22 protein-coding genes, 1 tRNA gene and 1 other annotated feature are annotated in these 22,983 nt (G+C 36.6%); of the genes, 19 read left to right on the top strand and 4 right to left on the bottom strand.

All coding sequences use genetic code 11. From position 1 onward, the window contains the following. Positions 1 to 94: 94 nt before the first annotated feature. Positions 95 to 556, top strand: coding sequence for a restriction endonuclease subunit S (locus C7K43_RS00230; RefSeq protein WP_157977716.1), 462 nt, complete (start codon positions 95 to 97; stop codon positions 554 to 556). 95 nt (positions 557 to 651) lie between these two features. Here C7K43_RS00230 and C7K43_RS00235 read toward each other — a convergent pair whose 3' ends face one another. From C7K43_RS00235 to nrdD, 3 genes are all read right to left on the bottom strand, one after another. Further along, positions 652 to 1,719 (bottom strand): hypothetical protein, encoded by a 1,068-nt coding sequence (locus tag C7K43_RS00235; protein WP_124005007.1) that lies wholly within the window; start codon positions 1,717 to 1,719, stop codon positions 652 to 654. Positions 1,720 to 1,996: 277 nt separating this feature from the next. Then, positions 1,997 to 2,599 carry an anaerobic ribonucleoside-triphosphate reductase activating protein gene (gene nrdG, locus C7K43_RS00240; RefSeq protein ID WP_124005008.1) on the bottom strand — a complete coding sequence of 201 codons (603 nt, stop codon included), beginning with the start codon at positions 2,597 to 2,599 and terminating at the stop codon, positions 1,997 to 1,999. 24 nt (positions 2,600 to 2,623) lie between these two features. Next, positions 2,624 to 4,819: an anaerobic ribonucleoside-triphosphate reductase gene (nrdD, locus tag C7K43_RS00245; protein ID WP_124007214.1), complete on the bottom strand. Its 2,196-nt coding sequence runs from the start codon at positions 4,817 to 4,819 to the stop codon at positions 2,624 to 2,626. 264 nt (positions 4,820 to 5,083) lie between these two features. On the opposite strand from nrdD, the gene C7K43_RS00250 reads away from it, so the two are divergent. Further along, positions 5,084 to 6,088 carry a lipoate--protein ligase gene (locus C7K43_RS00250; RefSeq protein ID WP_124005009.1) on the top strand — a complete coding sequence of 335 codons (1,005 nt, stop codon included), beginning with the start codon at positions 5,084 to 5,086 and terminating at the stop codon, positions 6,086 to 6,088. Between the two features lie 18 nt (positions 6,089 to 6,106). Then, complete coding sequence (locus tag C7K43_RS00255; RefSeq protein ID WP_124005010.1) at positions 6,107 to 6,955, top strand: aldo/keto reductase; 849 nt, start codon at positions 6,107 to 6,109, stop codon at positions 6,953 to 6,955. A 94-nt stretch (positions 6,956 to 7,049) separates the two neighbouring features. Here C7K43_RS00255 and proS read toward each other — a convergent pair whose 3' ends face one another. Next, positions 7,050 to 8,486: a proline--tRNA ligase gene (proS, locus tag C7K43_RS00260; RefSeq protein ID WP_124005011.1), complete on the bottom strand. Its 1,437-nt coding sequence runs from the start codon at positions 8,484 to 8,486 to the stop codon at positions 7,050 to 7,052. A 335-nt stretch (positions 8,487 to 8,821) separates the two neighbouring features. Here proS and C7K43_RS00265 point away from each other — a divergent pair, with 335 nt between their 5' ends. The 16 genes from C7K43_RS00265 (at position 8,822) to C7K43_RS00340 (ending at position 22,490) form a co-directional block, all read left to right on the top strand. After that, entirely contained in the window at positions 8,822 to 9,505 is a 684-nt protein-coding gene (locus C7K43_RS00265) for an O-methyltransferase (protein ID WP_124005012.1), read from the top strand. Between the two features lie 163 nt (positions 9,506 to 9,668). After that, a tRNA-Arg gene (locus C7K43_RS00270) sits at positions 9,669 to 9,742 on the top strand. 287 nt (positions 9,743 to 10,029) lie between these two features. Continuing rightward, complete coding sequence (erm, locus tag C7K43_RS00275) at positions 10,030 to 10,770, top strand: 23S ribosomal RNA methyltransferase Erm (RefSeq protein ID WP_124005013.1); 741 nt, start codon at positions 10,030 to 10,032, stop codon at positions 10,768 to 10,770. A 128-nt stretch (positions 10,771 to 10,898) separates the two neighbouring features. Continuing rightward, positions 10,899 to 10,972 (top strand) — a sequence feature (ribosomal protein L21 leader region). A gap of 19 nt (positions 10,973 to 10,991) precedes the next feature. Further along, a complete protein-coding gene (gene rplU / locus C7K43_RS00280; RefSeq protein ID WP_124005014.1) occupies positions 10,992 to 11,300 on the top strand; it encodes a 50S ribosomal protein L21 in 309 nt (102 codons plus the stop codon). 24 nt (positions 11,301 to 11,324) lie between these two features. Next, complete coding sequence (locus tag C7K43_RS00285) at positions 11,325 to 11,660, top strand: ribosomal-processing cysteine protease Prp (RefSeq protein ID WP_124005015.1); 336 nt, start codon at positions 11,325 to 11,327, stop codon at positions 11,658 to 11,660. A gap of 19 nt (positions 11,661 to 11,679) precedes the next feature. Next, positions 11,680 to 11,973 carry a 50S ribosomal protein L27 gene (gene rpmA, locus C7K43_RS00290; RefSeq protein ID WP_124005016.1) on the top strand — a complete coding sequence of 98 codons (294 nt, stop codon included), beginning with the start codon at positions 11,680 to 11,682 and terminating at the stop codon, positions 11,971 to 11,973. 64 nt (positions 11,974 to 12,037) lie between these two features. After that, positions 12,038 to 12,589: a GNAT family N-acetyltransferase gene (locus C7K43_RS00295; RefSeq protein WP_371859800.1), complete on the top strand. Its 552-nt coding sequence runs from the start codon at positions 12,038 to 12,040 to the stop codon at positions 12,587 to 12,589. A gap of 516 nt (positions 12,590 to 13,105) precedes the next feature. Further along, positions 13,106 to 15,919, top strand: a complete 2,814-nt coding sequence (locus C7K43_RS00300; protein WP_226996683.1) for a sigma-54-dependent transcriptional regulator — start codon at positions 13,106 to 13,108, stop codon at positions 15,917 to 15,919. 190 nt (positions 15,920 to 16,109) lie between these two features. After that, on the top strand, positions 16,110 to 16,604 hold the full coding sequence (locus C7K43_RS00305; RefSeq protein WP_124005017.1) for a mannose/fructose/sorbose PTS transporter subunit IIB: 495 nt from the start codon (positions 16,110 to 16,112) through the stop codon (positions 16,602 to 16,604). A 29-nt stretch (positions 16,605 to 16,633) separates the two neighbouring features. Then, positions 16,634 to 17,641, top strand: coding sequence for a mannose/fructose/sorbose PTS transporter subunit IIA (locus tag C7K43_RS00310; protein WP_124005018.1), 1,008 nt, complete (start codon positions 16,634 to 16,636; stop codon positions 17,639 to 17,641). A 33-nt stretch (positions 17,642 to 17,674) separates the two neighbouring features. Beyond that, positions 17,675 to 18,490: a PTS mannose/fructose/sorbose transporter subunit IIC gene (locus tag C7K43_RS00315; RefSeq protein WP_124005019.1), complete on the top strand. Its 816-nt coding sequence runs from the start codon at positions 17,675 to 17,677 to the stop codon at positions 18,488 to 18,490. 25 nt (positions 18,491 to 18,515) lie between these two features. Continuing rightward, positions 18,516 to 19,433: a PTS system mannose/fructose/sorbose family transporter subunit IID gene (locus C7K43_RS00320; protein WP_124005020.1), complete on the top strand. Its 918-nt coding sequence runs from the start codon at positions 18,516 to 18,518 to the stop codon at positions 19,431 to 19,433. Positions 19,434 to 19,561: 128 nt separating this feature from the next. Further along, positions 19,562 to 19,942 (top strand): DUF956 family protein, encoded by a 381-nt coding sequence (locus tag C7K43_RS00325; RefSeq protein ID WP_124005021.1) that lies wholly within the window; start codon positions 19,562 to 19,564, stop codon positions 19,940 to 19,942. Between the two features lie 352 nt (positions 19,943 to 20,294). Then, complete coding sequence (locus C7K43_RS00330; RefSeq protein ID WP_124005022.1) at positions 20,295 to 20,906, top strand: NfeD family protein; 612 nt, start codon at positions 20,295 to 20,297, stop codon at positions 20,904 to 20,906. A gap of 17 nt (positions 20,907 to 20,923) precedes the next feature. Beyond that, positions 20,924 to 21,904 (top strand): flotillin-like protein FloA, encoded by a 981-nt coding sequence (floA, locus tag C7K43_RS00335; RefSeq protein WP_124005023.1) that lies wholly within the window; start codon positions 20,924 to 20,926, stop codon positions 21,902 to 21,904. 4 nt (positions 21,905 to 21,908) lie between these two features. After that, on the top strand, positions 21,909 to 22,490 hold the full coding sequence (locus C7K43_RS00340; RefSeq protein WP_124005024.1) for a hypothetical protein: 582 nt from the start codon (positions 21,909 to 21,911) through the stop codon (positions 22,488 to 22,490). Positions 22,491 to 22,983: the final 493 nt, after the last annotated feature.

Genomic DNA, 22,983 nt, shown 5'->3' on the forward strand with positions numbered 1-22,983 from the left:
TGTTTTTGAATTTCCCATTTCAACGAATTCGTTGTCAAGATCAAAGTTAAATTATGATGAAGTTGAGAACAAAAGCATTCATTATGGTGATCTTTTGGATAATTATGGTTCAATTCTCGATGTGAGAAAAGACTGGATACCATTCATCACTAATGGAACAATTCATAGATATAAGTCTCAATTATTTGAAAACGTTGATATGATATTGGTCGACACCGCTGAAAATGAAACTATTGGAAAGGCAGTAGAAGTCAATGGAATCAACAATAAGTATATTGTAGCTGGCCTTTACACTATAGTGGCTAGACCAATTAAAAAGAAAGTTAAGTATTTTATGGGAAATCATATCAATTCTCATATTTATCACAAACAGCTTCTACATTTAATGTATGGTACAAAAGTATCATCTATTAGTAAGAGCAATTTTCAAAGGACGATAGTAAGTTATCCTAAAAATTTTAACGAGCAAAGAAAAATTGGCTTGTTTTTTAAACAAATCGACAATGCTATTACTCTTCATCAGCATAGGTTCTTAATTAAAATAAAAAAGAGGTAAAAGTTATTCTCATGATACTAATTTTTAGCCTAAGCCTGTTGATAAGCTCATAACTAAGTTAACATCTTTTTTTAGCTCTTGTACTTGTTTATTTTTTATAGGCGATAATTTCTAAATTTTGCCGCTTCTTCTGGTAGTGTAGTTGAAATTAAGTATAACCAAAAATCAGTTGGATGCTCTTGTAGGTGTAATTCAGCATTCAAATTAATATCGTCAAATAGTAGTTTAACTGCTTCTAATAATGGCATGACGTTGACTTGGGCGGCAAACAATCTTGGAAAGGCATGAATTATTTTAATAAAGAATTCATTCAACAGTTGGCGTTGAGGAAATCTTCTCAAAGAATTATCTTGTTCGATCAACCGATTAGCAAAATGTTCTTCCGTTTCTCCCTTTAACTGGTGCGCAGAATAAAATTCAGGTGTAGGTCGATCATCACAAGTTGAGTAAAGGTTAGTCACAAGATTTAACAAATTTTTGCGGAACCAATGCATCAAATACTCTTCCCATTGGTGTTTTTCCATTTTTTCAATGATAGTTGAAGAAATTAAATCAAAAGGCTCATTAGCAAGTAGAATGTCTAAAATGTAACCGTCTTTAGCAGGGACAAGCATGGTAATGAAAAGGGAAGGCAAGTCGCTGAAATTTTTTTCTTGTTCTTTTTCGTCAGCCATGATTGGATATCTTTTTTGAGTTCTAATATCTTCGAAGTAAAGTCGATGGTCTGATTTTATCGGTCGAAATTGACTGATCAAATAATTGTCCGGCCAGGTGGAAAGGATCTGTTTTCCTTCCGCAAAAGGGTACCACTCCAATAATTGTTGAAATACTTTTTTTCCTAGAGGATTTGTAAGGACATAGTAAGCACGTGCCATTTTGCAATACATTCGATAAGGTTCCCGGAACAACGTATAGCGATTTACAGCACTTATTTCGTCATATGCATAATAAAATTTTTGAATGAAATCGGAAGCTTTATCTGGCCAAGGTGTATTTCTTACATGTTCTAACAATTCAGCTATCGTAGTTAAAAAGAATTGATAATTATTAACAGTTGCATCATCATCAATAACTCCTTTTACCTCATTAAAAATAAGATCGAGTGAATCCCCTGAAGTTTTATTTGGCATTAGCCGTTTTTTCTCTTTCTTTGTTTTTTGCATGGATACCATCCTTTCAGCTATTTTTTTCATCATAGCATGAAAGAAAGAAGGATTCTCTCATAAAGCAAAGCAATTTTTAGCAAATATCATACGTATTGCTTTAATGAATGGTGTTAAAAAGTGAATCATTCAAAAACAAGGGGCTGGGGCATAAGTAAAAGCAAAATATCCGAACTATAGAGGGCTTACTTCTGCGGTTACGATAAGCAGCGAATCCCATCAAATATAGTTCAGATATTTTATTACCAAAGGAACTTATGTCACAGCTCCTTTGGCGTTAGATTAGACTTTGTTTTTTTATCTGTTCATACTGGGTGTTAGCATCGTGACATTTCTCCCAAATAATAGCTTGTCCTGCTTCTAACGATTTTTTCACATCAATAATTCGTTGATTACTGCTACCGCGAAATTGCAAGTTCAAGTCTTTTTTGCTTAATTCGAAACGTCCGTCCACTAATATATCAATCTTTGAGAGCATTTCAAGTTTATCATCAGTGTCTTGTAGTAATTCTTCAAAAGTATAGCCTGACCAGCTCCAAATATCTTTTTTAGTACCATAAATTTCTCTAGTTCGGTTGACAACTCGCAAGCAAACTTCGGTGTTTAAAAAAGGTTCGCCACCTAAAAGGGTTAAACCTTGCACGTATTCTGGAGCAAGATCATTAATGATTTGATCTTCTAGTTCTTGAGTAAAGGGTTTACCATAGCGAAAGCTCTGAACGGCTCTATTAAAACAGCCCTTGCAGGCAAAAAGGCAGCCACTGACATATAAACTGTTTCTCACACCTTCACCGTCGACAAAATTAAATGGTTTATAATCGGCGATATAGTTTTGACTATAATCTTTTGCTTGCCATTCTTTGGGTTTTGGATTACGCAATATTTTCCTCCTTTACGAATTTTCCTAATCGTTTTTCATATGTTTTACCCGAGATGAAATTTCTTTATGACGGCCATGGACCATAGGACGCGCTTGTGGGTTTCCTAAATAACCGCAAGTTCGTTTGACCACATCGCAGGTTTTAGGATCATGATTACCACATTGTGGGCACTCAAAGCCTCTTTCTGTTGCTTTAAAGTCACCTTCAAATCCACATTCGTAACAATGATCAATCGGTGTATTTGTTCCAAGATAGCCAACACGATCATAAGAATAATCCCAAACTGCTTCGAGAGCCTTTGGATTTTGTTGCAAAACAGGGTACTCGCAGTAATGAATAAAACCACCAGAGCAATATTTAGGATAATCTTTTTCAAAATTTAATTTTTCAAAAGGTGTCGGATTTTTGCGGACATCGTAGTGAAAACTATTTGTATAGTATTCTTTGTCTGTAACGTTATCCACGGTACCAAATTTTTCGGTATCTAAACGACAAAAACGGTCGGTTAGGCTTTCGCTTGGAGTTGAGTAAACGCTGAAATGATAGCCGTATTCGTCGCCCCATTGATCGGTATTATTTTTTAATTCTTTGACAATCGCTAAGGTAAAGTTCTTTGCTTCTTCATTGTCTTCCCAATCGTTACCGTAAAAAGCTGCTGCCGTTTCATATAGACCAATATATCCAAGAGAAACCGTTGCTCGTTTATTTTTAAATAATTCGTCTACTGAATCATCGCGTCCTAAACGTTTGCCAAAAGCGCCATACATATAAAGAATGGGTGCGTTGGCTGGCGTGGCTTGCTTGCAGCGATCCACTCGATAAACTAAAGCATCCTTGGCAATGCTTAAACGTTCACTGAAGATTTGCCAAAATTTATTCATATCACCGTTTGCTTGCATTGCTATGCGTGGTAAGTTCACTGTGACCACACCTAAATTCATACGTCCTACGTTAACTTCTTTGCCTTGTTCATTTTTCCATCCTTGTAAAAATGAACGACAGCCCATCGGCACTTTAAAACTGCCTGTTAATTCAATAATTTTGTCATAATTCAAAATGTCAGGATACATCCGTTTGGTAGCGCACTCCAAGGCCAGCTGTTTGATATCGTAGTTAGGATCTTCTGAATTCAAATTCGTTCCACGTTTGATTGAAAAAATTAGCTTAGGAAAAATCGCTGTCCGATGTTCACTGCCCAAGCCTCGAATTCTATTTTCCAAAATTGCTTGTTGGATTTCACGCGCGAACCAATCAGTGCCCAGTCCAAAGCCTACTGAAGTAAAGGGTGTTTGTCCATTTGAGGTAAATAACGTATTGATTTCGTATTCCAAACTTTGCATGGCATCGAAGATATCTTTTTTTGTTTTTTGCTTGGCGAATTCTTCTTGTCTTATTTGATCATCGATCCAAATTTTGGCTTCATCAAGATGTTTTTGATAATTTAACTTAGCAAAAGGAGCTAAAGTTTCGTCTAAACGATCGGCAGAGCAGCCACCATATTGACTAGAAGCTACGTTGGCGATGATTTGTGAAATTTGTGCGGTTGCTGTTTGAATGGATTTCGGTGATTCTACTTCCGCATTACCGATTTTAAATCCATCGTTTAGCATCCCTTTAAAGTCAATTAAACAACAATTGGTCATAGGTGCGTATGGTTGATAATCTAGGTCATGATAATGAATGTCGCCTTTTTGATGTGCGTTCGCTACATGAGAAGGCAACATTTTAAGACCAATGGATTTTCCTACAATGCCAGCAGTTAAATCTCTTTGAGTATTAAACACATCACTATCTTTGTTAGCATTTTCGTTGACTACCGTTTGTTCTTTGTCCATTAGCTGATCAATACTAAAATTAATGTCAGTCGCTTGACTGCGTTTAAAATCACGCTGCGTCCGATAGTTGATATATTCTTGTGCTAATTCATACTCATGGTTTTCTAAAAGCATATGTTCAACGATATTTTGAATTTCATAAATCTTAATGTTTTGCTTGAAACGGTAGTTAATTTCACTGTTTACTTGCTCTACGACCCGGCTGATTCGCTCATGATCCAGCGGTGATAATTCTCCTTGGATATGTTCTTTGGCCTTTACTAGGGCGCTATAAATTTTTTGTGCGTTAAACTCGACTAAACGACCATCGCGTTTGACTACTTTCATATCTGAAAGTTGAGAAGAGAAAGAAAAGTTTTGCTCACTTTTTCCTTTTATTGTCATCAAAAATATCAACTCCTTTTCCTTGTTCAATTATTATCATAAATTATCTAACTAGGAATTTCAACTATATATTGTATTTGAGTTTAATTTTTTAATTAATTAGCACTATATATTGTGTTCATTTTATCCATTTTTTATTATGGAAAATGCTTAATCATAAGGTTTTGTGAATATATTTATCTACACAAAGTAAATATTTTGTTCGTTGATAAGTAAGAGCATGTTATACTAAATGTGTATATATTAAATAAGGAGGAATAGTAAATGATCTATGTACCAAATGACAACAATGACCCTAGAGTTAATTTAGCGATTGAAAACTATCTGCTTGATGAAATGAAAACGGATGAACCGATTCTTTTGTTTTATATTAACGAACCTTCTATTATCATTGGGCGTAATCAAAATGCGTTTGAAGAAATTAATCAAGATTATGTGGATGAAAAAGGAATCCATGTAATTCGTCGTCTTAGCGGTGGTGGTGCCGTTTATCATGATTTGGGAAATTTAAGCTTTAGCTTTATTATGCCAGATGATGGCAATTCATTTAGAAACTTTGCCAGGTTTACTGAGCCTGTCGTAAAAGCGCTCCATGACATGGGCGTTGAGGGTGCGCAACTAAAAGGCCGCAATGATTTAGTCATTGATGACATGAAATTTTCTGGTAACGCGATGTATGCCACTAATGGTCGAATGTTTGCTCATGGTACTTTGATGCTAGATAGTGATAAAAACGAAGTAACCAATGCTTTAAAAGTACGTAAAGATAAAATTGAATCAAAAGGGATCAAGTCGATACGTTCACGAGTAACCAACATCAAACCATTCTTGCCAGCAGAAAATCAAAATATGACTACTGAAGAATTCAGAGATGATATTTTGTTGAAAATGTTTGGTGTGGATTCAATCGATGAAGTCAATACGTATGAACTAACGAAAGACGATTGGGAAAAAATCCAAGGATACACCGATAAATATTATGGTAACTGGGAATGGAATTATGGACATTCACCTGAGTTCAATATTGAACGCTATCAACGTTTTTCTATTGGTTCAATTGATATCCGGATGAATGTGAAAGAAGGCAAGATCGCCAATGCTAAAATTTACGGTGACTTCTTTGGCCTAGGGGAGATCGAAGATGTCGAAAATAAACTAATTGGTGTCCGATACGAAAAAGAAGCGTTGAGAGAAGTTGTTGATACCATTGATGTTAAGAAATATTTTGGTGATATCGAAAACGATGATTTATTGAATTTGATTTATTAAAATAAGAGGAGGTATTTGATGGTGGCTGTTAAAATCAATCAAAGAGCACTTTTTCCGATAGGCTTAGGTACTTGGCATATGGGCGAAAAACCCGATAAAAAAACACAAGAGTTAACTGCTTTAAGAACCGGAATTGAACAAGGAGCTTTGGCGATTGATACTGCTGAAATGTACGGAGAAGGTGCATCCGAACTTTTAGTAGGTGAAGCTATTCAACCTTTTCAACGTGACGATTTATTTCTAATCTCAAAAGTATATCCTTGGAATGCTTCGAAAAAACAATTACCCATCAGCTTAGATAATAGTCTAAAGCGTTTAGAAACTGACTACTTAGATCTTTACTTACTGCATTGGACAGGAAATATTCCCATTGAAGAAACGATTGAAGCGCTAGAAAAAGCAAAGGATGCAGGAAAGATTAAAGCATGGGGCGTTTCTAATTTTGATGTGAAAGATTTACAAGAAATGGACCAAAAAAAGAATAGTCAAAATTGTCAAGCAAATCAAGTTCTTTATAATTTGGGAGAACGGGGAATCGAATTTGATTTATTGCCCGTTATGCAAGAAAAACAGCTTCCCTTAATTGCTTATGCGCCAATTGCTCAAGGTGATCGGCTAGGTGGACAGTTGTCAGCAAGTTCTAATTTACAAGAAATTGCGCAAAATCATCAAGCAACAATCTTTCAAATTTTATTAGCTTGGAGCATTCGCCTTGGACAGACTCTGGCAATTCCACAATCAGGGAAAGCTGAGCATGTCATAGAAAATCTGAAAGCTGCTGAGATTGAATTGACAAAAGCAGAAATTGAACAGTTAGATAAGGATTTTCCTAAACCAACAACAAAACAGACTTTATCGATTATTTAAAAAAATGAGGATCAATTGTTGTTACTTCTAATTAAATAGTAAAAAAACGGAAGTTAGCACAAGGCTTAGCTTCCGTTTTTCTATGCACACAAAATTAATAAGCGCGGGCAATCCAAACTGTATATTTTGCCGGTTTGCCACTAACGATATCGACTTCTTTTTCCATGGGTACTTCAAAAGGAATATTGCGGGTAGTAAAGCCGGTTTCTTCTTTAATAACATTTTCGGTTTCGTCTGTACCATCCCAGCCGATTAGTACAAAGCCAGTTGGTTTGTCTTCTTTTTTACATGTATCAATATGAGCTTTTAATGCATCCAAAGTATCAATATTGAAATATTCATTTTCTTTCCTACGTTTTTTCGCTTTTTCTAGTAGACGTGGTGTCATAGCAGCCAGTTCCTCAGCTACAAAAGTATCGACTTCTTCAAATACTACTTTTTGTTTATCGGCTATATCACGGCTTTTGACCATGACATGGCCGTTTTCAACATCGCGTGGACCACATTCGATGCGAATACAAGCCCCCTTTAATTCCCATTCATTGAATTTATACCCAGGGGTATTGTCACTGTCATCTAAACGTACACGATAACCTGTTTCTTTCAGGTTGCTAAAAATTTTGTCTAATGTTTCCATGACTTGTGGATTTTTCTTCCAAGGTCCTACTGGCATTAAGACAATTTGAGTGGGCGCAACTGTAGGCGGAAAGACCAGCCCGTGTTGGTCACCATGAGTCATAATCAAAGCGCCAATCAGGCGCGTGGATGCGCCCCAGGAAGTGGTATACGCATAAACATGTTGGTTGTCTTGATTTAAATACGTAATGTCAAAAGCTTCGGCAAAGTTGGTTCCCATATAATGTGAAGTTCCTGCTTGTACTGCTTTACCATCTTGCATCATGGCTTCCACTGAATAAGTATCTACTGCACCAGCAAAGCGTTCTGAAGGTGTTTTTTGTCCCTTATAAACCGGGATTGCTAAAAATTCTTCACAGAGGCGCTCATATTCGTTTAAAGCGCTCATAGTACGTTTACGAGCTCCTTCTTCGGTTGAATGAGCCGTATGTCCTTCTTGCCATAAAAATTCAGATGTACGTAAAAATGGTAATGTTTTCTTTTCCCAGCGAAAGACGTTGGCCCATTGATTGATTTCATAAGGAAGATCACGATAAGAATTAATCCAGTCAGAAAATGCTTCTCCAATCATTGTTTCTGAAGTAGGACGTAATCCTAGAGGTTCTTCTAATTTTTCATCACCAACTTCAGTAACCCAGGGAATTTCCGGAGCAAAGCCTTCGACATGGTCAGCTTCTTTCATGAAGAAATTTTTAGGAATCAGCATAGGGAAGTAGGCGTTACGAATGCCTTCTTTTTTTAAAAATTTATTGAATTCTTCTTGAATATGTTCCCACAGTTCATAACCATCTGGGCGAAAGATAATGGAACCTCTAACTGCGGAATAAGCCATTAATTCCGATTGTTGCACTGTTTGTAAATACCATTCTGTAAAATCATTTTTTTGTTCTGCCATCGTTTTCCTCCTTCAAATAAAAAAGCATTTCATCCTAAAACAAGGACGAAATGCGTTAATTTCGCGGTACCACCTTTGTTGATCGCTTTGTGCGATCCAGCTCAGAAAGGATAAGGGCTCTAACCCGTTCTACTTATTGGCAGGTTCATAAAAACAGGGGCACCAAAGTTCCAGCCTAGCTTTGATTCTCTAAAAGCATGTCTTTACTACTCATCCAATTTCTGATTTAAGATTAATAGGAAATAAGGAAAAAAGCAAGGAAAATCTAAGAAAAGATTGCAGGTTTTTCTGGAAATTCGTATAATAAAAAAAGTGAGAAATGAGGAGAGCTAGACATGCAAAACGAAATGATGCATCGACCAGTAGTTAAAACTGAGCTGGTGGACTATATGCGTACCGCACAAAAACCGTTAACTGGAAAATTAAATGTGATTGAAAAAAATGCCAACGAACGTGGAGTTCCCATTATTCCACACGAAACTGTGGTATTTATGGAATTTTTACTAGGACAAATGAAACCTCAACAAATTTTAGAAATTGGTACAGCGATCGGGTTTTCTGCTAGTTTAATGGCCCAATATGTAGGCACTGAAGGCCACGTTACTACCATTGACCGCTTTGACAAAATGATTGAAGAAGCCAAAGAAACTTTTCAGTTTTTAGATCTGGAAGATAAAATAACCTTACTTGAAGGACAAGCAGCTGATATTTTGCCAGAATTAAAAGGCAGTTATGATTTTATTTTTATGGATAGCGCCAAGTCAAAATATATTGAATTTTTGCCCGATTGTTTACGTTTATTAAAAAAAGAAGGTGTTCTAATGGTAGACGATATCTTTCAAGGGGGAACCATTCTTCAATCGGAAAAAGAGATCCCACGCGGCAAACGAGGCATTCATAAGAAATTAAACCAATTTTTAGATGTCATTAATCAACATCCTGATTTGACCTCGTCTTTAGTTCCATTAGGCGATGGCATTGCGCTTATTACTAAAGAAGAAGATGAAATAGTGCTTTAAAATTGGCGTAAAGACTTTGATTTTATAACAAGATTCAATCGAGAATTGGCACTTTTTCTTCTATCGGAAGTTGTAAGCTTTGAAAAAGAATTTGGAAAACTACAAAAAGTAATTGACATTAACGAGCGCTTTTCCTATAATTATCTTTGTTGTCAAATCAATTGTCGCAGTAGCTCAGCAGGATAGAGCATCCGCCTTCTAAGCGGACGGTCGGGGGTTCGAATCCCTCCTGTGACGTTGAAAAATGGTTAGAATCGCTAAACTAATAGCGTTTCTAACTTTTTTTGTGCCAAAAATGTGCCAAAAAGGTATTCAACTTCATATTTTTTCAGGAAATTTAGTATACTTGTGAACCTATTTTTATTATGGTATTTTTAGCTAAACATAAGGAGGTTTTACTATGGGAATTTGTAGTATTGCTGTAGTTAAAATCGTTCATTATAAACCAAGAAATTTATAATATGGTTATAATGAACATATAAAACATCATGCTTCATTATAACCGCAAAAAGTAGAGGGTTATAATGAACAAAAATAATGAAATAAGATTTAGCCAGAATTTTATAACGTCAAAAGAAAATATAAAAGAGATACTTTCTTATACTAATTTTGATAAGGAAGATGAACTGATTGAACTTGGCTGTGGCAAAGGACATTTTACAAAAGAACTTGTAAAAAGAGGAAAATTTGTTACAGCGATTGAAAAAGATCACCAACTTAGTTTAATAGCTCAAGAGTCAATGAACAACGTCGCCAATATTCAGATTGTAAATAAGGATATTTTAGAATATGATTTTTTAATAGGAAGTAAACCATACAAGATATTTGGTAATATACCATTTAATTTAAGTACAAAAATCGTTAAGATAATTGCCTATAAAACAAAGGCTACAGTAAGCTATCTAATTGTAGAAAAGGGATTTTCAAAAAGATTATTAAACAATAAAAGAACTCTAGCCTTACTTTTATTGCCTACAGTGAATATTGAAATTTTAAAGTCTATTCCTAACTTTTATTTTCACCCCAAACCGAATATTACAGCTGTCTTAATAAAAATTAAACGAATAGAAACAAAAATTAGTAGAAAAGATTGGAAACTATATGAAAATTTCGTTCGCAAATGGGTGAATAAAGAGTATTACAGTTTATTTACTAAAAATCAATTTAACAAAGCTATGAAGCACGCAAAAGTGACTAGCTTAGAAAGCTTAACAGCTGAACAGATAATTTCTATCTTTAATAGTTATAAACTATTTCGAAATTAGCTAGTAAGACTGTGGCTCATTTTTTGATATATACACAAATAAAGTGACGCTAATAGGCAGATTTCAAAAGTTTTCATTGACGAACTTCCAGCTTTTTGATAAAGTAAGTATGTTGTAATTGTGGACTTCCACAGCTACAACCGCTCTGAACAAGTTTTAAGTGCTGATATAGTCGCTTGGGATGGCGAGTCTAAGTTTATTATTTAAGGAGGTGCACAAATATGTACGCAATTATCAAAACAGGCGGCAAACAATATAAAGTTGAAGAAAACCAACCAATCTACATTGAAAAATTAGATGCAGAAGCTGGTGAAAAAGTAACTTTTGACGAAGTTGTTTTAGTTGGTGGCGAAACAACAAAAGTTGGTAGCCCACTAATTGAAGGAGCAACAGTTGAAGGTACAGTAGATAAGCACGGCAAAGAAAAGAAAGTTGTCACTTATAAATACAAACCTAAGAAAGATTCCCACCGTAAACAAGGACATCGTCAACCTTATACTAAGGTTACGATCAATGTAATCAATGCATAATTAAAATAAAAGCAGGGTATTACTATGATTAAAGGAATTTTTAAACGTGATGACTCTGGTAGAATTAATTCCTATCAGATAACAGGTCATGCTGATGCTGGAGAATATGGGTACGATATTGTGTGTGCGGCAGTTTCTGTTTTAGCGATTAGTACTGTTAATGGTATTGAATCATTAGCTGGGATAGATCCAATTGTTGAGTCAGATGACGAAAACGGTGGTTATCTTCACGTTGAGATTCCATCTGGAAATACACAAGAGCAATCTAATATTATTCAGATATTATTAGAAAATCTATTATTAGGCATGCAGTCTGTTCAAGAACAATACAATGATTATATTCAATTAGAAACAACTTAATAACTAGGAGGTGCATCGTATGTTGATGACAATGAATTTACAATTTTTCGCTCACAAAAAAGGTGGCGGTTCAACAGCTAACGGACGTGACTCTGAATCAAAACGTTTAGGAGCTAAACGTGCTGACGGTCAAACTGTTACAGGTGGATCCATCCTTTATCGCCAACGCGGTACAAAAATTTATCCAGGCGTTAATGTTGGTAAAGGCGGCGATGATACGCTGTTTGCAAAAATTGATGGTACTGTACGTTTTGAACGTATGGGTCGCGATAAAAAACAAGTTTCAGTTTACCCAGTCGCTCAAGAAGCGTAAAACTGATACAGCTTGATTTCTGAAAAAGAAATCAAGCTGTTTTTTATTCTTAGGAGGTTTCTCAGTGGAGACAAATGACATAACACTTAGAAAAGCAACGGTTGCAGATGCTGATGAAATTGTAGCAATTTACGCCCCTTATGTAGCTGAAACCACGATCTCTTTTGAAAAAGAGGTGCCTAAAGTGGAAGAATTTGCGAAGCGTATTACTAGCACACTTCAAAATTATCCTTACTATGTTGCTGAAGATGATAAACAAAATATTTTAGGATTTGCATATGCAGGCGCTTATAATACACGCGTGTGCTATAATTTAACGGCAGAAAGCAGTGTTTACGTCAAGCAGTATGTTGCTCATAAAGGGATTGGAACAGCTTTATATCAAGCATTAGAAAATCAATTAAAAAAGCAGCACGTCGTAAACGTATTATCAATTATTACAGCAGGTAATCAGCAAAGCGAAAAATTCCATCAAAAACATGGATTTAAAAGAGTAGGTTATTTTCCTCATATTGGTTACAAATTTGGCGCATGGTGTGATGTGATCTGGATGCAAAAAACATTAGGCAGTGATCAAAGCTATCCGGGTGATTTTATTCCGTTTTCTGATTTTTAACTTCGGCATACAGGTCAATGATAAACTAGAGTAATTCGGGTATATTCTCATAGTGCTATTATCATTATAAGTGTAAAATTTATTAAGCGACTATGGTAGATAAAAAGAAAGCGTTTGTTATTGTAACTAGTCTGTGATAACCACTAATGACAGTGATAATTTCTTATAGATTCTATCATAACAAGTTTAGTGGATAGAAACATGGGAATAGAATCAAAGGAACATTCTCTGTCTTTGACTTAACAGGGACTGTTTTTGGAATCGACTACCTATCTTTCCGAACATGGGGAATAGATCAGCAGTTCATTCTCCATGTTTGACCATTTTTTATTGATTCTTTTCTATTTCCTCCGATGCTCTCCTCTGTCTTTGTTCTATGCTCCTATCTTATATGACATTTGTGAGGCATCTTTTTCTCGGTTGGCAATGAGGAAAAAAAGAAGGTATAATGAAGAAAACGGTCTCGGCCTATTCGTATTGAAATGATTGCCCAAGGCTTGAATCGAGGTGAAAAATTTGAATAAAAGAATGGAAAAAATTTATCAATATACTGTCCAAAAAGCTGGTTCTGGAACATATAGTGAACCCGCGACAGTTACCACAAAAGAAATTGCTCAAGCGTTGGCTATTCAAAGAAGTAACGCCAGCAAAGATCTAAATCAATTGGTTCGAGATGGCAAAATGATCAAAACAGATAGTCGTCCTGTTAAATACTATTTAAATCAAAATACAACCGAAGAAAAATATGTTGAAAGTTATAAACAAGAAAGAGCGCCTCGAAAAAAACAACAACCACAGCACGTGCAATCCTCCATTGTTCCAATGGAAGATATTTTTTCCAATATTATTGGGATTAACGGTAGCATGAAGAATGCGGGCGATCAGGCAAAAGCTGCAATATTGTACCCGCCTAAAGGGTTGAATTGTTTAATTACCGGACCCACTGGATCGGGAAAAACTTACTTTGCGCATGCGATGTTTCAATTTGCTAAAGCGAATAATGTCATTGATGCCAATAAAGAATTGATTGTCTTTAACTGTGCTGATTATGCAAATAATCCAGAACTTTTGATGAGTCATTTATTTGGGCATACTAAAGGAGCATTTACCGGAGCAGATGAAGAAAAAACTGGTGTTATTGACCAAGCTAACCATAGTATGCTTTTTCTAGACGAAATTCATCGTTTACCGCCTGAAGGGCAAGAAATGATTTTTTACTTTATGGATTATGGGACGTACAGTCGCTTGGGAGAGACCGGCAAACAGCATGAGGCTGAAGTGCGTATTGTTGGTGCCACAACCGAAGACCCTAATTCTAGCCTGCTTGATACGTTTGTTAGACGGATTCCGATTAACATTCAATTACCTTCTTTTGTATCACGCCCTGCTGTGGAAAAAGTTGATTTAGTGAAAGTGATGGTCTCACACGAAGCCCATCGTATTCAACGTACGATTTCATTAACTGAAGATGTCGTAAAAGCATTAATTGGCAGCGTCAGTTATGGAAATATTGGACAGTTAAAATCAAATGTTCAGCTAGTGTGTGCTAGAGGTTTTTTGAATCATATGCATGAAGAACAAATTGAGATTATGATTGAAGATGTACCTGAGGGTATTCGATCAGGCCTAATACTTTTAGCCGATAATCGTGAGATGTCGACTGAACTTTCGCAAAATCTTGAGTCCAAATTAATTATTTATCCGGATGCAGATCTTCTAAATATTCAATCGGACTCTTATGAATTACCCTATAACTTATACGACATTATCGGCGATAAGGCTGAGCTATTAAGAGCTGACGGAATCGATCAAGAAACCATTAATCATTTTATTTCGACTGACATTAATGTTCATTTAAAATCATTTTACAAAGATCATGGTTTTTCATTCTACGCAGATAATAAATTAAGTGAGTTTGTTGACCGCAAAATTATCGAATTAACAAATCGTATTTTTTCTATTGTTACTAGTCGGTTAGGAAATGAGTTTCAGTCCAATTTTGTTTACGCGATGAGCTTGCATATAAGTTCTTTTTTGAAAAAATTACAACTAGGGGAGAAGCGGGATGTGAATGATAATATACGACAAATGGTTACCGCTTACCCTGAAGAATTAAGTGTGGCCCAAGAGATTCGGCAATATATTGGTGAATGGTTCAATATCTTTATTCCTGAAAGTGAAATTTACTATTTAGCTGTTTTGTTGGTATCTTTAAGGAGCGCTTCACAAGTTGGAAGAATTGGAGTGGTTGTAGGAGCGCACGGAAACAGTACAGCGACAAGTATGGTGGAAGTGGTAAAACAACTGCTTGATGTTGAACAAGTAGCAGCAGTTGATATGCCACTTGATATGCCGCCTAAAATTGCTTTAGAAAAATTGAAACAAGCTGTTCTTTCTGTGCATGAAGGTAGCGGTGTTTTGTTATTAGTAGACATGGGGTCTTTAGTGACTTTTAATGAAAAGATTCAAAGAGAGACGGGCGTGTTCGTACGAACGATTGATATGGTAACTACGTCGCTGGTTTTAGAATCTGTACGTAAAGCGTCTGTTTTTGGGACCAGTTTGGATGATCTTTACGAATCGTTGAAAAATTTCCATGGTTACACTACATTAGACGCGTTGCCCGCAACTTTAACAGAAAATCATCTGCCTAAAGCAGTCCTTGCTATTTGTGCTTCTGGCGAGGGGACAGCTGTTCATATTAAAAAGATGATTCAAACGACTCTTGATAAAAAACAAATTGCAGATGTGGAAGTACTGACGATTTCTGCTGTGGAGTTAGAACAAGTGCTTCCTGAAATTCAACAACATTATCAAGTAATTGCAGCAACCGGAGTGGTTGATCCACAACTAGCGGTTCCTTTCATTACCTTAGAAAATTTTATTACACAAAATACAGATGAATTGATTGATAAACTACTGTTAAATAATGAGTTAACGGTTGAAGAACCAGTAGCGTTTAACAATATGGAAACCAAAGAAATTTGTCTGAATTATTTAGAAAAGAACTTCACATTTTTAAATCCGCAAAAATTGATTGAACCTTTATTGCAATTTACTGAAGAAATTATGGATAACTGGCATATATTAAAAGAAGAGCAGGGATTTTGTATTAATTTCCTTTTACATGCAGCCGGCATGATTGAACGAGTAATTCTGCAACAACCTCTAACAGCTCCTGAAAATGAGGAAGAAAATCTGCAAGACGAACCAGACTACGAAGCTTTGCATATTCAAGTATTATCTTTAGGTAGAGTCTTGAATTTAACCTTCCCACCAGCTGAAGAAGTCTATTTATTGGCTTTAATAAAACGCCAAGTTAAAGTTTGACAAAAACAGTAAACAATACACTAAAGATACACAAAAGTAATGTATCCTTAGTGTATTGCTTTATTTTATCTTAAAACGCTGGTGTATAGATAGTGTATTATTCATTTTTGGCACGTAACTTGCTTTTAAATAGAGTAAAGGAGGTGTGTCCGGCTGATAAATCAATAAATATTAAGGGGGCGATCAAAACTTGGAAATTCGTTTAGCACGAGTTGATGATCGGCTAATTCATGGACAAGTTACTACGTCATGGACCAAACGAACCGACATCAACCGAATTATCGTGGTCAGTGATGAAGTTGCATTTGATCATCTAAGTAAATTCCTTTTACAACAAGCGGCTCCGCCAGGAATCAACGCAAATGTTGTCACCGTAGCCAAAATGTTGGAAACCTTTAATAGTGAATTATTCAAAACGCAAAAAGTCATGCTATTATTTACCAATCCGCAAGATGTGGAAAGACTGGTGCGCGGAGGAATAAAACTGAACTCATTAAATATCGGCGGTATGCGTTTTGAAAATGGGAAACAGATGGTCACAAATTTTGTTTCAGTAAATGAAAAAGATCTAGCTTCCTTTCACTATCTGGCAAAACAAGGAATTGAATTAGAAGTTCGCAAAGTTCCAACTGATCGCAAAATTAATTTGATTGATTTGTTGGATAAAAAGGAAAAAGCTAAGTAGAAAAAAATCGCAAATTAGGGGGTAAGAAAATGGTAGGAATCATCCTAGCAAGTCATGGGGACTTTGCTGATGGGATCTTAGAATCAGCAACAATGATTTTTGGAGAACAAGCAAATGTTGCTGCTTGTGTATTGAAACCAAGCGAAGGTCCAGATGATATAAAGAAAAAAATGGAAGACGCAATCAATTCATTTGATGATCAAGATGAAGTACTTTTATTGATTGATCTTTGGGGAGGTACCCCATTTAACCAAGCCAACAGCTTATTTGAAGAACACAAAGATAAATGGGCAATTGTGGCAGGTATGAATTTACCAATGGTTATTGAAGCTTATGCTTCCCGTCTTTCTATGGATTCTGCACAACAAATTGCTTCGGCTATCGTTCCTAGCGGGAAAGATGGTGTCAAAGTAAAACCAGAAGAATTGGCGGTTGAAGATAAAGCTGCATCAGACGAAGAAGTTGATACTGGGGCTCCAGAAGAACCTAAAGGCTCTTTACCTGAAGGCACGGTTGTCGGTGATGGAAAGATAGATTATGTGTTAGCACGTATTGATTCTCGTCTTTTGCATGGTCAAGTTGCTACTAACTGGGCTAAAGCAACGGGACCCAACCGAATTATTGTAGTTAGTGACGCTGTTGCAAAAGATAGCTTGCGTAAAAGCTTAATCGAACAAGCAACACCGCCGGGTATAAAAGCTAACGTTATTCCAATTGAAAAAATGATAGAAGTGGACAAAGACCCACGATTTGGTAAAACAAAAGCTTTATTACTTTTTGAAAATCCAGAAGATATGTTAAAAGCGATCGAAGGCGGCGTAGATATCCATGAAGTAAATGTTGGTTCTATGGCCCATTCCAAAGGAAAAGTCGTGGTAAATAACGTTATTTCAATGGATGAAGCAGATATTGAATCCTTTGAACGTATGGAAGAACTAGGTGTGAAATTTGATGTTCGTAAAGTACCGAGTGATTCAAGTGGACGCCTCAATGAATTGCTTAAAAAAGCAAAGGCTGGATTAAAAAATGCCGGATAAAAAAGAAAATAGTAATGAATTAGGAGGTTTATTATGTCAGATTTAAATGCAATTCAGATGATATTGGTCGTAGTTGTTGCATTTTTTGCTGGGATGGATGGAATTTTGGACCAATTTCAATTTCACCAACCATTAGTTGCATGTACTTTAATTGGACTTGTGACCGGTAATTTAGAAATTTGTGTTATGTTGGGCGGTTCACTACAAATGATCGCATTAGGCTGGGCTAACGTTGGTGCGGCTGTGGCACCAGATGCTGCATTGGCATCAGTGGCTTCTGCAATTATTCTTGTTTTAGGTGGACAGCAACAAGGTGGTATCTCAACTTCGATTGCCGTTGCAATTCCACTAGCAGTAGCAGGGTTATTCTTGACAATGCTTGTTCGTACAGTTGCTGTTCCGATTGTTCACGGAATGGACAAAGCTGCTGAACAAGGAAGTTATCGTAAGATTGAATGGCTGCATCTCTTTGCAACTTGTCTGCAAGGTTTGCGTATTGCAATACCAGCTGGAGCACTATTATTTATTCCAGCAACGACTGTCCGTCAAGTTTTGGAATCAATGCCTGACTGGCTAACAGAAGGAATGGAAATCGGTGGTGGTATGGTGGTAGCCGTTGGTTATGCAATGGTTATCAATATGATGTCAAATAGAGAAGTATGGCCGTTCTTTATTTTAGGTTTTGCCATTGCAGCAATTACTGATTTAACTTTGATCGCAATTGGGGCTATCGGCGTTGCCTTAGCACTTATTTATATCACGCTTTCAAAACAAGGCGGTTCTTCTGAAGGCGGCGGTGGAAACGGCGGTTCTCGTGATCCACTTGGCGATATACTCAACGATTACTAAAGCTTGTAAAAGGAGGAGATAACTCATGGCAGATGAAAAAATAAAGTTAACAAAACGCGATCGCTTAAATGTCGCATGGCGTAATACATTTACCCAAGGTTCATGGAACTATGAACGGATGCAAAATGGTGGATTTGTTTATGCAATGATTCCAGCGATCAACAAACTATATTCAGATAAAGAAGATCGTAAATTAGCGTTACAACGTCACTTGGAATTTTATAATACCCACCCATACTTGACTGCACCCGTACTTGGTGTAACTTTAGCGATGGAAGAAGAACGTGCCAGTGGTGCACCTATCGATGATGTTGCTATTCAAGGGGTTAAAGTTGGGATGATGGGTCCTTTAGCAGGTGTTGGGGATCCGGTATTTTGGTTTACAGTTCGACCAATGTTAGGTGCCTTAGGTGCTTCTTTAGCGCTTGGCGGTAACGTAATGGGACCAATCATTTTCTTCGTAGCTTGGAACGCTATTCGTTGGGCCTTCTTATGGTACACACAAGAATTTGGTTATAAAGCAGGATCAGCAATTACTGACGATTTATCAGGTGGACTATTGCAAGATGTTACACGAGGTGCTTCTATTTTAGGGATGTTTGTGTTAGCGTCGCTGGTGCAACGATGGGTCGATATCGACTTCCAGCCAGTGGTTTCGCGAACACCACTGCAAGAAGGTGCTTATGTTGACTGGTCTAGTATTCCGATGACACCAGAGGGCTTGCAAACAGCTTTCCAACAAGTTACTGAAGAAGGCAAGGCATTATCAAGTGTTGATGTAACCACGCTGCAAAATAACTTAGATGATTTGATTCCAGGCTTGGCTGGTTTGCTACTAACGCTATTGTGCATGTGGATGTTGAGAAAGAACGTTTCTCCGATTGTAATCATCCTCGGCTTATTCGTTGTAGGTATTCTTGGCCACGTTATTGGCTTGCTATAATATATAATTAAAGGAGAGGCAAAAACAGTATTCCAAGCGTTTTTGTTTTGGAAAAGTACTGTTTTTGCCTTTTTGTACATAGGAAAAATCCATGCTAAAATAAATTTAAAATCGAGGTGAGACTATACATGGTACAATCACTAAATACACAAGTAGATTTAGCAGTAGACGGAACATCTTTTGTAGGGCTAGCTAAATATGGTCAAATCTTAATTGGCAACAATGCATTTGAATTTTATAATACAAAAAATCCACAAGATTATATCCAGATTCCGTGGAAAGAAGTTGATTTTGTTGTTGTCAACGTTCTATTTAAAGGGAAATGGATTCCACGTTACGCAATCGAAACGAAAAAAAATGGTTCTTTCAATTTCGCCTCAAAGGATACAAAAAAAGTACTGCGTGCCATACAACCTTACGTTGCTCGTGATCATATGGTACAGGCCAATAGCTTTTTCAAAGTAATTAAAAGAGGCTTATTTTCTTTTGGGAAGAAAAAGAAGAGTTAAAGGGTTGCAGCTATTATTTATACTAAAGAGATTATACTCGTAAATTCAGTACATCTGTTTTTACGAGTTTTTACTATTTGTGTAGAAGTCAATTTTCATTTGACGGTAAATGAGTAAAAGAACGATAAAGTACTATTTATCCAGTAGCTGAATGAACAATAGAGTACAGCTACATTTCATAATTTTTAACTTATTGGAATCATTGAGTTATTAGCATTTAAGCAAAGGGGTTTCTTGGTATGTTATAATGAAGTTACCATCAGAAAATAAACGTATTAAAGGTCAAAAAAACATGATATGATGAATATGTGAGTCGTTTTTGGTACGTTATAGATTAAAGGAGGCGAGCACTATGGAAAGTTTATTGCTCACAATTGGATTTATTGGTCTAGCACTGGCTGTATTAACACCGCTTACCAAAACTGCCTCTCTTGTGACACTCGCTAGTTTTACCATTTACTTTTATGCTATTGGAATAGAAAATTGGCTTCCTCTCATGTTATTTATCTTAGGGTTGCTTCTAATCGTTTTTGAAATATTTATACCAGAGTTTGGAATAATGGGAATACTAGGCGCCATTTTACTAATAGCTGGATTGTATTGGACTATTGGAGACGTCATGCAAACGGTTCGAGATTTAAGTATGGCAGTTGTGATCACCACAGGACTGGTCGTTTTTCTAGCCAAAAGAGGGTACTCGTTGACAAATGTAAATAAACTTATTTTACAAACGGATTTACCTGCCAACAATAAAACCGAAACAGAAGACCGCACACCAAACCTTTATCCAGGTTTGGTCGGAAAAGCACAAACGCCGCTGAGACCTTCTGGAAAAGCAACGTTTGGTAAAGAGGAAGGTCCAATGTTTGATGTTTTAAGTGCTGAAGAGTTTATCTCAATGGGGACACCTATTGTGATTGAGCAAATTCAAGGGACAAAAATTTTAGTAAGGAAACAAAAATGAAAAACGGGGGTTAATTTATGGACGAATTACAAATTGGAGGCAGCTTTATTGGGATAGTGATTGCTGCTGTTATTATCATTATTTTACTGATCATCTTCTTAAGGTTTGTGCCTGTTGGTTTATGGGTCACTGCTTACTTTTCAGGAGTGAAGATTGGTATTGGAACACTTGTTGGGATGCGTTTACGTCGAGTGAATCCCCATCGAATCATCCGACCACTGATTAAAGCGACTAAAGCTGGTTTAGCGCTTTCGACAGATCAATTAGAAGCCCATTTTCTAGCAGGAGGGAACGTAGACAGGGTAATCGACGCACTTATTGCTTCACAACGAGCAGAAATTGATTTGGAATTTGAAAAAGCGGCTGCAATCGACTTAGCAGGACGTGACGTGTTTGAAGCTGTTCAAGTTTCTGTTACTCCTAAAGTGATTGAAACGCCTAGAGTATCAGCTGTAGCTCAAAATGGAATTGAACTGATTGTAAAAGCCAAAGTAACCGTTCGCGCGAATATCGAACGTTTAGTTGGTGGGGCAGGTGAAGACACGATTATTGCTCGTGTAGGAGAAGGAATCGTTACCACAGTTGGTTCTTCGGAAAAACATGAAGAAATTTTGGAAAACCCAGATTCTATGTCAAAAACGGTCTTGAAAAAAGGGCTCGACTCAGGTACTGCTTTTGAAATCTTATCTATTGATATCGCGGACGTGGACGTAGGACGCAATATTGGGGCCCAATTACAAACGGACCAATCTGAAGCAGATAAGAATATTGCCCAAGCAAAAGCTGAAGAGCGTCGTTCAATGGCCGTCGCACAAGAACAAGAAATGCGTGCCGAAGTAGTACAAGCTGAATCCAAAGTTCCACTAGCAATAGCAGAAGCTCTACGGCAAGGAAACCTTGGGGTTATGGATTATTATAAGCTGCAAAATGTTGATGCAGATACTGAAATGAGAAAATCGATTTCTGATCAAGCAGATCAATCAGACGAAGAAGAGTGATTGTATGTTAGACTCCATTATTGAATTTTTCTCCGATTTTGCTCCAGTGGTGTTTATTTTAGCTTTGTTCGTTATGAAATTGGGAAGCAAAAGACGAAATAAAAAACGAAAAAAGCAAAAGAATAATAGCGGTGATGTTTTGCGCTCCCAGGACAGCTTACAAAAAAGCAACGAGAAAGGAGCCGCAGCTCAAATGAAAAAAGAACCGCAACAAGCCAATCGAGCAGGACAAGAAAAACAAAAAAGAAATGCGAACAAACAAGTCAACCGGCAATCGAGTTCTGTGAATCAACAAAATATGTCGAATTCAGAACAACGTAAAAAACAAAAACAAGCGCAGGCTAGGCAGCGCTTGTCAGAAGCTCAAAGTTCTCGAAGTTCGCAACCTAAGTCAGCTAGTCGTAGCTCATTTAGCCGTAGGCAACAACCAATAATATCGAATAGTAAAACGAGGGCTAAAAAAACAGCGGCAAAAAAACAGTCGAAAAAAGCAACGTCTACTTTTGCCGATAAAGGTTTAGTCAATGCGATGATTTACAAGGAAATATTGGATAAGCCGGTAACTTTAAGAGATGAAACGAAATGACTTAAAAAGAAGTATTATCATTTAATGATAGCTTCTCTTTACCCAAAGCATTGTGCTATTCTTTTTTGATAGCGCAATGTTTTTTATTGGAATAAGATATAAATATTCATTGTAAGTGTATCTCACTTTTTTAAGATAGAATAGGCTCATAAGAAGTAAAAACAGTGTCCTAAACAGGAAATAAGCCCGTAACAATGATAAACTAGTGGGGTTAAGTAAGGCTAAGCTCGTTAGATTGACAAAGCTACGAGCTTAATTTAAAAAATAAAGCAACAAAACCTTCTCTAGAATAGCTTAAGTCTATAAGCATCACAAAAGTTAAGGTTTTAACTTTTGTGAGTTCATAGTTTTCTTGTTTTAATGTGATTCGTCCGATATTTGCAAAATCTCATCATCTGACGTTTTTGCTTAAATTCAAAAGGTTAACTCGTTTAACTTAGTAACGAAGTTTGCTATAATAGATAAGAACTCACACGGAAAGAAGGAAATAAAT

The organism is Tetragenococcus koreensis (assembly GCF_003795145.1).
GTDB classification, from domain to species: Bacteria; Bacillota; Bacilli; order Lactobacillales; family Enterococcaceae; genus Tetragenococcus; species Tetragenococcus koreensis.